8 protein-coding genes, 1 pseudogene and 1 CRISPR repeat array are annotated in these 8,833 nt (G+C 71.8%); of the genes and pseudogenes, 7 read left to right on the forward strand and 2 right to left on the reverse strand.

Translation table 11 applies throughout. The features are described from left to right. The coding region (locus AOK24_RS13155; protein ID WP_159051863.1) for an HD domain-containing protein at positions 1 to 241 on the reverse strand (241 nt) is incomplete at its 3' end. 334 nt (positions 242 to 575) lie between these two features. Further along, positions 576 to 2,558: a CRISPR direct-repeat array (repeat unit 28 nt; unit sequence GTCGTCCCCGCGCCAGCGGGGGTTGTTC). Between the two features lie 24 nt (positions 2,559 to 2,582). On the opposite strand from AOK24_RS13155, the gene AOK24_RS52480 reads away from it, so the two are divergent. Together AOK24_RS52480 and AOK24_RS52485 are read left to right on the forward strand one after the other, a co-directional pair. Next, the gene (locus AOK24_RS52480) at positions 2,583 to 2,921 is read left to right on the forward strand and encodes a hypothetical protein (RefSeq protein ID WP_338060933.1); all 339 of its coding nucleotides are present in this window, start codon (positions 2,583 to 2,585) and stop codon (positions 2,919 to 2,921) included. A gap of 51 nt (positions 2,922 to 2,972) precedes the next feature. Beyond that, positions 2,973 to 3,350 carry a 2-hydroxyacid dehydrogenase gene (locus AOK24_RS52485; RefSeq protein ID WP_338060934.1) on the forward strand — a complete coding sequence of 126 codons (378 nt, stop codon included), beginning with the start codon at positions 2,973 to 2,975 and terminating at the stop codon, positions 3,348 to 3,350. A gap of 136 nt (positions 3,351 to 3,486) precedes the next feature. Here the strand turns inward: AOK24_RS52485 and AOK24_RS13165 are convergent, their stop codons facing one another. Beyond that, on the reverse strand, positions 3,487 to 4,242 hold the full coding sequence (locus AOK24_RS13165; RefSeq protein ID WP_055720241.1) for an alpha/beta fold hydrolase: 756 nt from the start codon (positions 4,240 to 4,242) through the stop codon (positions 3,487 to 3,489). 554 nt (positions 4,243 to 4,796) lie between these two features. Between AOK24_RS13165 and AOK24_RS50605 the strand changes: the two genes are divergently transcribed. The 5 genes and pseudogenes from AOK24_RS50605 to AOK24_RS49645 form a co-directional block, all read left to right on the forward strand. Further along, positions 4,797 to 5,024, forward strand: a complete 228-nt coding sequence (locus tag AOK24_RS50605; protein ID WP_240553871.1) for a substrate-binding domain-containing protein — start codon at positions 4,797 to 4,799, stop codon at positions 5,022 to 5,024. A gap of 104 nt (positions 5,025 to 5,128) precedes the next feature. Further along, entirely contained in the window at positions 5,129 to 5,761 is a 633-nt protein-coding gene (locus AOK24_RS13170; protein ID WP_055720242.1) for a permease prefix domain 1-containing protein, read from the forward strand. Between the two features lie 288 nt (positions 5,762 to 6,049). Next, positions 6,050 to 7,570 (forward strand): radical SAM protein, encoded by a 1,521-nt coding sequence (locus AOK24_RS13175; RefSeq protein WP_055720243.1) that lies wholly within the window; start codon positions 6,050 to 6,052, stop codon positions 7,568 to 7,570. Next, positions 7,560 to 8,231 carry an aspartate racemase/maleate isomerase family protein gene (locus AOK24_RS13180; protein ID WP_055720244.1) on the forward strand — a complete coding sequence of 224 codons (672 nt, stop codon included), beginning with the start codon at positions 7,560 to 7,562 and terminating at the stop codon, positions 8,229 to 8,231. The genes AOK24_RS13175 and AOK24_RS13180 overlap by 11 nt, the downstream gene beginning before the upstream one ends. Then, positions 8,228 to 8,527: pseudogene (locus AOK24_RS49645) on the forward strand (hypothetical protein); the annotation flags it as partial. The gene AOK24_RS13180 and the pseudogene AOK24_RS49645, both read left to right, overlap by 4 nt. Between the last annotated feature and the right edge of the window lie 306 nt (positions 8,528 to 8,833).

Consider the following 8,833-nt stretch of genomic DNA (forward strand, 5'->3'; position numbering starts at 1 on the left):
ACCACCTCCTCCCGCGCCCACCACTCACCTCGTCCAGACGACGGCGTAACGAAGCCGACAGATACCGGTCCCACAACAGCCCCCCGACAGCCGCCGTATCCAGCAGATGCCCCAGCAACAAATGCGTCCGCCCTCCATTCCGAGCAGCAGACTTCCCCCACAACCGCGACACACGCACCACCGTCTCCTCCCTCACCCCCAACACCCGCATCAACTCCACCACCGACCGCTCGTCCTCCACCGCTCAAACCCTCCCCGCATCCATAATTCCGCCTGCCCCTCAAACCATAGACACCACCACTGACAACGCCCCCTGGCCAGCCAACTCCCGCACCACAGCAGCCGCAAACACCCAATCTGACACCACCGAGCACCATTCCACCCACCCCCGTGTAGCGTTAACGCCCCTCCCCGACCGGAAGAACCAACCGACGATCTTGAACCACCCAGCCAACCCGACATGAACGGCCTTGATCCTTTCCCCACCGTGGCAACCGTCCCCCACCACTGAACACCCGCTGAAGCAAGTAAAGAAAAACCGGCTCACCCACTCCAATCACCGCAGGTCATGAAGTGTCGTCCCCGCGCCAGCGGGGGTTGTTCTCGCGCACCTGATCGGCCACATAAAGCAGTGCGAGTCGTCCCCGCGCCAGCGGGGGTTGTTCCCCCCGTGACGCACCGTCAAACGTGCAGATCGCGTCGTCCCCGCGCCAGCGGGGGTTGTTCCGGGTGCCGTGGGGGCCGGGCGAGAGGCCACCGGTCGTCCCCGCGCCAGCGGGGGTTGTTCCCGGATTTCGGGCGCAGTAGGACGTCTTGCCATGTCGTCCCCGCGCCAGCGGGGGTTGTTCCCACGACGTCCTCCCGGAGGACGCCGCCGAGCGGTCGTCCCCGCGCCAGCGGGGGTTGTTCCGGGACGATGCCGGTGCAGGGTCGGCGGCCGCAGTCGTCCCCGCGCCAGCGGGGGTTGTTCGCACGACCCGATCCAGTTCACGATGCCGCAGGTCGTCGTCCCCGCGCCAGCGGGGGTTGTTCGCGGTAGCGCCCGTTGCGCCACCCGTTCGGGTTGTCGTCCCCGCGCCAGCGGGGGTTGTTCACCACCTCCTCCCGCGCCCACCACTCACCTCGTCGTCGTCCCCGCGCCAGCGGGGGTTGTTCCCCGACGGGTGTTCACGGGGTGATGATCCACCAGTCGTCCCCGCGCCAGCGGGGGTTGTTCCCGAGATGCGCCCTCGACGGCTGCGCGTCCGGCGTCGTCCCCGCGCCAGCGGGGGTTGTTCCGTCCAGATCGGCACCCTCGACCAGATCATGTGGTCGTCCCCGCGCCAGCGGGGGTTGTTCGGCACACCCGACCTGGACGACCGCCTGGCTCCAGTCGTCCCCGCGCCAGCGGGGGTTGTTCCGCGATGCCGACGATGCCCATCGCGATCTTCTCGTCGTCCCCGCGCCAGCGGGGGTTGTTCGGGTGGTGATATGGCGTGTCCGGTCGATGACATGTCGTCCCCGCGCCAGCGGGGGTTGTTCCAGCGGCGTCCCGGGCAGCGTCACCCCGACGTTGTCGTCCCCGCGCCAGCGGGGGTTGTTCGCCGTGCGGGGGCCTCGCCCAGGGCGTCGGCCCGTCGTCCCCGCGCCAGCGGGGGTTGTTCTCTCCCCCCACCCGATCGGTGCCCGCCCTCTTCGTCGTCCCCGCGCCAGCGGGGGTTGTTCTCAACCGGGATGTATCGGACACGCTCGGATAGTGTCGTCCCCGCGCCAGCGGGGGTTGTTCCCTGCGCCGAGAGTTCGGGATGAGCAAGGGCGAGTCGTCCCCGCGCCAGCGGGGGTTGTTCGTACGGGCCGCGCCAGATCTGGCCGTCGTACCAGTCGTCCCCGCGCCAGCGGGGGTTGTTCCCCGCACCACGGGGTGCCGCTGACGCCCCACTGGTCGTCCCCGCGCCAGCGGGGGTTGTTCCCGAGGGCGCGTGCTGCCCTCACCCTCGACGGGGTCGTCCCCGCGCCAGCGGGGGTTGTTCCGTCGCCGGCCTTCTCGCCGTCCTGATCTGGGCGTCGTCCCCGCGCCAGCGGGGGTTGTTCCCGAGCCGAGATCCTCGCCAAGGCCCTGTACGAGTCGTCCCCGCGCCAGCGGGGGTTGTTCCCGCCGCGCGGCCCACGCCCGCCGCCGCACCACGTCGTCCCCGCGCCAGCGGGGGTTGTTCTACACGACCGGTGGTTGCGCCTCCGCGAAGGGGGTCGTCCCCGAGCCAGCGGGGGTTGTTCTCCGGCCCTCCTGGACTCCAGTGTCAAGGGGCAGTCGTCCCCGCGTCAGCGGGGGTTGTTCCTGGGTGGCCGCCGTGTATGCCCGGTGGGCAAAGTCGTCCCCGCGCCAGCGGGGGTTATTCTCCCCAGCCCAGCCCCTGACGGCAGGTCAGGAGGTCGTCCCCGCGCCAGCGGGGGTTGTTCCCGCGCCTGTGCTCTCCATCGTGACGGCGAGGAGTCGTCCCCGCGCCAGCAGGGGTTGTTCGCCGACGAAGCGGCCCTTCTGCCCGGACAGAACGTCCTCCCCGCGCCAGCGGGGGTTGCTCGCACACCTCACCCACAGTCCTCCTATGCCCCTGCGTGTGCAGACGACCCGTGATTCCCTGCCCGGCACCGCCCTGAGCCGCCTCGCGCAGGCGGCGGACGTCGTGTCCTGGCCGGGCATGGACAAGCCGTCCCCCGCTGGCCTCGCGACGCTCGCGCCGGGCGTCTCCGCAATCCTGGCCCTCGGCAACGGCACGGTGGACGCGGCTCTGATGGACGCCGCCGGTTCGGCCCTGCGCGTGATCGCCCCGGCGAGCATGAGGTACGACAACGCCGACCGCGTCGCCGCCGCCGAACGCGGCATCACCGTCACCCACGCCCGGGGACCCTCGCCGAGACGACGGCCGACCTCGCCTTCGCCTTGATCCTCGCGGCCCGGCGCCGCCTGGGAGCCGCCAACGCGAGCCTCATATCAGGTGCATGAGTACCTCGGTCTGGACGTCCACGGCGCCACCCTGGGCCTGATCGGCCACGGCCAGATCGCCCGCGCGGTGGCCCGCCGTGCCCGGGGTTTCGACACGCGCGTCCTCCACCACAGCCGCACCTCGCCGGACTCCGTGCCCCTGGCGCCCCTCGTGGCCGAGTCCGACATCGCCTCCCTGCATGTCCCCCACACCCCACAGACCCACCACCTCATCGGCGCCGAGGAGTTGGCCGCGATGAAACCGACAGCCACTCTGGTCAACACCGCGCGCGGCGGAGTCGTCGACGAGGCGGCCCTCCTGGACGCCGTCACTCGGCGGGCCTGGACGTCTTCGACCGGGAACCGATGGTCGCGGACCTCTCCCCGCTGACGAAGGAGCCGAACATCGTCACGACCCCGCACGCCGGCTCAGCCGCGGAATCGACCCGGGCGGCAATGGCCGACCTGGCGGCGGACAACATCCTGCACGTCCTCGCCGGATGCCCGCCCCGCACACCGATCCCGGGCTAACGGCCCATCCACTCCGCGATGAGCCGTACCGTCCGCTCCGGCTGCTCCTCGTGCACATAATGCCCAACCCCGGGCCAGTGCTCGACCCGCGAACTCCGGAAGGTTCCCTCTTCCCAGGTCGCCGCCTCCGCCGACGTCCAGACCGTCAACGCCGGTTGCGTGCGCAGGCGAAGGAACGCCTCGGTCAGCGGGCGCACGCCGATCGCGTCGGGGTCGACGTACATCCCCGCGTACGCCTGGGAGATGACGTGGTCCGGCGTGCCGAGGACCGTGCGGATGTGGGCGGTGCGCAGGCCGGGCGGGGCCTGTGGGGAGAAGGCGCCCGCGACGAACTCGGCTGCGGCGCGGGCGCCTTGGGATTGGTACGTCGCCAGCCTCGCCGGGATGCCGTCGACTTCGGCGCCCGTCGCGCCGTGCGCCGGGTCAAGGGCGATGACCGAGTGGACGAGGTGGGGGTGGTTGACGGCGAGGAGGTTGACGACCTGGACGCCCATGGAGTGACCGACCGCCGTCACGGGGGTGTCGCCGAGGAGGGCGGCCAGGTCGTCCGCCATGCGCGCGGGCGTGTTGCCCGTCGCCGGGACCGGGGAGCGGCCGTGACCGCGCAGGTCGGGGACGATCACTCGGTACCTCTGCGCCAACTCCTCGGCGTGGTACGACCATTCACGCCCGTCGCCGCCCCAGCCGTGCACGAGCAGCACGGTCGGAGCGTCGGCGGGGCCGAGGGTGGTGGAGAAGAGCCGGGTGGTCATCGTGTGTCAACTCCTGTGGGGTACGGGGGTGCTGCGGGGGCCGGTGCGGAGGCGCTGACCGGCTCCGATCATCCTGCCGGTGGCCGGGTCCGTGCCGGGCCCAACTCGTGGCGCACCGGGGGTCAATCCAGTCGGGCGCGGTGAGCGTCTCGCCGGTCGTCCCCGGACGGTCGCCGAGCGCTGATCGACCGGCGTGACCTGCCGGAAGCGGAAGTACATCGAGACGAAGGAGAGTTGGCACCCGTCCGTACCTCACGGCGCCACACCCGTTGCCCTCGCCGTAGCCGCCGACATACCCGAGTTCGCGGGTCGACGTACACGGTCCGGTGCACCGGCGGGGGCGGTCAGGGTGATGTCGTCGAGCCAGGCGGTGCCGAGGCCGGACAACCGTGGGCGCCGCTGCACCCCGGTGTACGTGAGCACGTCACGTACACCGGGGTGCAGCGGCGCGTTCCAGGCAACGTCCCATCTCGTGGCCGCCGGTCACCGCCGGGTCCGCCACGCCCTGGCCGCGGGCGTCGGCTTCACCACCGTGTCCGGCGCGCACGGACGCGATCACCGTCGGCGCGACGGCCGCGCCGCGGGAAGCGGGGCCGCACGTCCCGCGTGCCGTATCGGTGATCGGCTTCGACAACGTCCACTGCACGACGGACCTGCCCCCGTCCCTGACGACGGTCCGGGTGCCGGACCGCCGTACAGCTCGCGCCGGACCGAGAGGAGACGAACACGTGGTGCTGAGCCCGCAGCTGGTGATCACGGAGTCGATGAGGGCGCCGAGGTGAGCGACGCGTCCCGGGATCAGGGTTGTCTCAGGGTCTTCCCCGATCTTCCGATGCACGGGCGTCCCTATGCTGATGGGGAACCGCACGCGGCAGGGAGTTTCCGGGTGATCGAGCACTACGTCGCCGAGTTGGACAGGGCGTTGCGCGGCCCGCGGGTGGTCAAGGCGGACATGCTCGCGGAGGCGCGTGACGGCTTGGCCGACGCGGCCGAGGCGTACGAGGAGAGCGGCCTGGACCGGGCGAGCGCGGAGGCATGCGCGGTGGCCGACTTCGGGCCCGTGGAGCGGATCGCGCCGGAGTTCCAGACGGAGCTGGCTCTGGCCCAGGGCCGGCGTACGGCGCTGCTGATCTGCGGGGTGCTGCTGGCGCAGCCGGTGGTGTGGTGGCTGCTCAGCCTGACCGGGCAGAACTCGAAGGACGATGCCGGTTCGGTGTACAACCTGGCCGATTCGGTGGTGAGTTGGGCCGGGGGCGGGTCGATAGCGCTGGCACTGTCGATCGTGGTCGCGACCGGGGCGCACGGGTTGAGTGCGTCGCGGCGGCTGGTGCGGGCCGCCGGGTTCTTCGCGTTCGCGGTCTGCGGTGTCTTCGCCCTGCTGGGGGTGCTGCTGACGGTCTACAACCCCGCCGGGCACTCGCTCCTGGGCGTGACGGGGCTCCCGACGACGGCCCTGCTGCTCGGCCTCCCCCTGTCGACCGTCGCCGTCGCGGGCCGGCGCTGCCTCAGGGCTGCCTAGTACTCCAGCCGCGTTTCCGGCAGGCCGAGCTGATCAGGTTCGCGAGGTGCGGTGCGTGCGGTGCAGGTGTCATCCCGTCACCCTGTCCTGGACCACGCGGGACTGCATCGTCCCCTCTTCCGGGGAGGCGCGCGCGGAGCTTGACTGAACTGTCTCTCCGCCTCCACAGCGTTCCTGCACCGGCAGGCTGACGCGCTCGTTACTCGGCCTGTGGCCGGGGGCGGAGTGTGCCGCCCGCGTCGGCGCGGGCGGCACGGCCCGATCAGCCGGCCTTGGAGAGGAGTCTCGGTGACCGCCCCTGTGGTGATCTTGGACTGCTACACCGTCGAGCCCAGCGGTCTGGGTGTCCCGCCGTACCTGTCCGCGTACGTGCGGCAGGCGTATGCGGCTCTGCGCGGGGCCCGCCCGGACGCCGAGGTGAAGTACGTAACGATCGACGACGTCCGCTGGTGCCTGGCCGGCGGGCGCCCCGCGGTGGAGCCGCCGCTGAGTGACCGGTTGACGTACTCGGCGACCGTCAACCGGGACAAGGCGGTCGAACTGCTGCGGGATGCGGAGACGGTGGTCGTGGTGGCGGGCGACAAGGTGCCCTCGGTGCACCTGCACGCCGTCAACGCCGGACAGGACGACATCGCCCGTGCGATGGCCTGCGTACGGGGCCGCCGTGTCCTGCTCGGCCCGATGGCCACCTGGGCGCTGTCGGAACCGGCGTCCTGGGCGGGGCTGTTCGACGCGGTCCACACCCACACCGTCACCTCCTCCACCCTGGCCCTGGGCAGCCGCACACCGGCCTCCTACGGGCAGTTGGAGGCGGACCGCGGCTCGTTCGCCGGGCTGATCGCCCAGATGCCGTGGTCACCGGTCGCCGAGCTGGAGCTGTACCGCGGCTGCACCCGCAAGGCGTTCTGCCGGTTCTGCAACGAGCCGGCCAAGGCACCGGCGGTCGCGCACCGGACGGTCCACGATGTTGTGGCCGAGGCCGGGCAGCTGTACGACGCGGGGGTACGGCACTTCCGGCTCGGCCAGCAGACCTGTTTCTTCTCCTACCAGGGGCGCAGCGAGGAGGCGGTCCGGGCGCTGCTGGGCGGCATCCGGGAGCGCTGCCCGGATCTTGAGATGCTGCACATCGACAACGCCGACCCGCTGGCCGTGGCGGCGCCGTCCGGCAAGCGGATCGCGGTGGCGGTCGCCGAGTTCTGCACGGAGGGCAACTGCGCGCCGATGGGGATCGAGTCGTTCGACCCGGCCGTGATCGAGCGCAACACCCTGACGTGCACCGAGGACATTCTGGTGCGGGCCGTCGAGCATGTGAACGAGGTCGGTTCCGCACGTGGGCCGGGCGGGCTGCCCCGGCTGCTGCCGGGCCTCAACCTGATCTACGGTCTGCCGGGCGAGACCCACGCCACGCATCTGGCCAACCTCACCGCTCTGCGGCGGATCTTCGACGCGGGGCTGATGTGCCACCGCACCAACGTCCGCATGGCCCGCGCCTTCCCGGGCACCCCGCTCGCGGAGGAGGAGACGAGTCTTCAGGGCTTGCCGTCCGCGGAGCACTTCGCCACCTGGAAGGCCGACATCGACGAGCTGTGGGACCGGCCGATGAAGGAACGCGTCTACCCGGCCGGCCTGGAGATTCCCGGCGTGCACGCCTATTTCGTCGACGAGCGCGGCACCTGGTTCCGCCGCCTGGGTTCCTACGCGATCCAGATCATCGAGCCCGGGGCCGTCGTCCCGGTGGGCACGACGGCCGACATCACCGTCACCGGGCACGCCCCGCGCGTCCTCTACGGCACCCGCCGTGCCCGCTGACCCCACAGCGGAAGTGGTGCGGCGTGTGGGGGTGCTGCTGCCGTGGGCCAACGTGGCGGTGGAGGAGGAGTTGCCTCAACTCGGCGAGCCGGGCACGGTCTTCCACTACGCTCGGCTCGTGCCGGCCTCCCGCACGACCGCCGTCGACGACTCCTTCTGGCACGGGCTGCGGGCCGCTGCCACGGGTGCTGTCGACTCCCTGCGCCATCTTCCGCTGGAGGCCACCGTGCTGGCGTGCACCTCCGCCGGGTTCACCGGCGGTCCTGCGCTCCCGCCGGGCGTGATCACCGCCTTCGACGCCCTCACCACCGCCCTGCACCGGCGGCGCCTGGCCCGCGTCGCGCTGGCCACGCCCTACCCCGATCCGGTCACCCGGGCCGAAGCCGAAGCCCTCGCAGCACGCGGCATCGACGTGACCGCCCACGCCTGCCTCGGCCTCGACGACGGCTATTCCGCCATCACCACCGCGCAGATCCTCACGCTGTGCGACGGCCTCCCGCCGGCCGCGCTCGCCGGGGCCGACGCCCTCGTGCTGTCGTGCACCGGCTGGCGCACCCTGACCGCCACGGCAGCCCTGCGCGAGCAGCTGCGCATCCCCGTGATCTCCTCCAACCTCGCCCTCGCCACCCCCCTCCCTCCCGATCCAGGAGCAGCGCCGTGACCGTCACCAGACCCAGCAGGCGCAGCGACGACCGCGTCCTGGCGTTCGTCGCCCGCGCCGCAGCCCTCGACGACGTCCGCGCCGAGGTGGAGGCCAACCACGACCACAACCGCTGGTGGCCGCCCACCATCGCCGACCCGCGGATGCGGATGCTCGCGGCCGGCTGGTCCACCCGGATCAACTACCGCATGGTCGACACCTACGCGGCCGTCCTCGCCCGCGCCGACGCGATCGGCTTCGACGCCCTCACCGATCTCGACGACGGCCAGGCCCGCGACCTCGTCGCCCCGCTCGGCNNTACGCCCTGGCCGACGCCCTCGCCCGCTGGGACAAGGACGGCACCGACCCGGACTCCTGGGACGCGGGCACGTTCATCGCGGCCTTCGCCCGCGAGGTGCGCGGCGCCTCCTACAAGGTCGCCCAGTGCGCCGCCCTGTACGCCCGCGGCTACCACTGCGGCATCATCCCCGTCGACTCGGGCATGGTCACCAAACTCGCCCCCGCCCTCGGCTTCACCCTCCCCTCCGGCCCCGCCGCCCACGAACACCTGCGCACCCTGCTGGAACACGCCGTCGCCCGCCACACCGACGCCCTGCACACCC

Source organism: Streptomyces niveiscabiei (assembly GCF_001419795.1).
In the GTDB taxonomy this organism is placed as follows: domain Bacteria; phylum Actinomycetota; class Actinomycetes; order Streptomycetales; family Streptomycetaceae; genus Streptomyces; species Streptomyces niveiscabiei.